Source organism: Mycobacterium sp. (assembly GCF_049281135.1).
GTDB lineage: Bacteria > Actinomycetota > Actinomycetes > Mycobacteriales > Mycobacteriaceae > Mycobacterium.
This window is the reverse complement of sequence record NZ_JBAPRN010000755.1, coordinates 1-1,851: the sequence shown is the minus strand read 5'-3', so window position 1 is coordinate 1,851 and position 1,851 is coordinate 1. Positions and strand designations below refer to the sequence as shown.

The following is a 1,851-nucleotide window of genomic DNA, read 5'->3' as shown; positions in this document are numbered from 1 at the left end:
GACCACACGTCAGGCGGCCGACGCCCATAGGTTCATTCCCGTGGTGTGCGGGTACGCCATCGCGGCCGCCGGGTTTCTGCGCATCAACATCGCGGACACCACTGGCATCTTGTTGAGCTCTAAGAACCACAGCAGGTTGTGCCGACGCCACGGCCGGAGAGCAGCACGGATCGCCTCGTCGGGGTTCACCCCGCGGATCACCGCTTCGGCTCCGACAACTCCGCCAGCGAGACTCGTCACCATGCCGTCGGCGTAAACCACCGGCGCGCCACCCGAGTATTGGCGTTTGAGCTCAAGCGTGCCCGGGGCCGACGGTGCAACAGTGCCCCATGGTGAGGCCGGTACCAGTGCCCGGCCCAGGGTCTCTTCGGGGTCGTCGGGAATCAGGTTCATCGCCGCGGCGACGCCGAACAGTTGCTCGGTCATGATGCGAAGTTCGGCATCTCTGTTGAACCCGGCGTTGCGGTCAACGACCCGGGCGTAGATCCCATACCAGCTTGAGCGCGGCGACATCGGGTCACGGAAGGGGGTGAAGTACCCGACGTCGATAGCCCCTCCGCGGCGCACTACGGGAGCGAACGCGGTGTCGGCTTCCAGCGGGTAGCTGACGCCGCGCTCGGGTGCGATGAACGGAGCTTGCACTCCGAAAACCATCCGTTTCGGCGGCCTCGCCTCACCGCCGATCAGCGTAGGCACGGTGGTGGCGTTGACGAGCAGGGGATGCCGTCCCGCGCTGAAGCTGCGCAGGTGTGAGGCCGACTCGACTTTCTCGTCCACGAATTCGATCGGCAGTTTGGCAGCCAGTTCCCGCATGCCGCCGACCACCCTGCTGTTCCGCAGACCGTAGGCGATCGGTCGGTTGTCCGGCAGTCCGTTCTGCCATTGGCCCCGCTTGCCGAATCGCCACGACTGTCCATGCTGTAGTGCCATGGCGGCGGCTTGGCGGTAGCACACAGGTGGCGAGTTGGCAGATCCAGACATCACCTCGAGGGCGTCATCCAGTGTCGTATCCAACGCCGTGCTCATAAAGTCGACCGCGCGCCCGCGCAGGGTGACGCCGTTGATCAGTCGTCGTGACTCGACAACCGGGGGTGCAACGACAGTGACCTTGCCTTCGAATAAAGGGCTTTGGGCAAGCCAGCCGGCAAACGCCAAGGCGCCGATCCCGTTGCCGGCGATAACGGCCGAGTCGTAGGCGCACATCCCACGACCCTTGATGGTCTTGTTGAGGAAATTGCGGACTGATGTCCGTCGAGCCAGGTCGGCGCCGCGAACGGTGCGCTCCGGTGCTTGCATCTTTGCCTCTCTCGGTAAGCGGTTTGGTGTCGCGGATCGCGTTGCTTTGAAACGTATCTGCGGGAATCAGCCTGCTTCGGGGCAGAGTGCGGGTCAATCGCGTCGGCGACGAAACGGCCATAATGGGTGACAAAACTCCCTCTCGCCGAAGGGTGTTCGATCGCGGTCGATGCTGCCAGGTAGTGTTTCGCGGCCGCGGCCGCGGCCGCGGACCGGCACGGCGAGTGAGTTTGCTGCTCCGAAATAGGGATTCGGCCGTTTGACGGTGGTGTCGGCACGGCCAGTCATGCATCCTGATCTTGGCAGGACGTGACGGCCGCTGCCTACTGGCGAGCAATCCGGCGATCGAGTCGCGGCGTCAGATGCATTGGAGACGTTCCAGTTTGGACGTTGAAGATGCAAACATGGCCCTCCCGCATCGAACGGCCTGAAGGAGTTATCATTTCCGACCAAATCTTCTCCCTGTTCGGTTACTCGGATCGAGCCGAGCGGTATCGGGCGCAGCTGCTGGACTTCATGGAGAAGTGCGTATATCCGGCTGAAACTGTGTACGAC

The 1,851-nt window shown here is 63.3% G+C and carries 1 protein-coding gene; it reads right to left on the bottom strand.

What is annotated here, in order from left to right; all coding sequences use genetic code 11:
- Positions 1-9 precede the first annotated feature (9 nt).
- Entirely contained in the window at positions 10-1,296 is a 1,287-nt protein-coding gene (locus WAN02_RS29965) for a hypothetical protein (RefSeq protein WP_422269014.1), read from the bottom strand.
- Between the last annotated feature and the right edge of the window lie 555 nt (positions 1,297-1,851).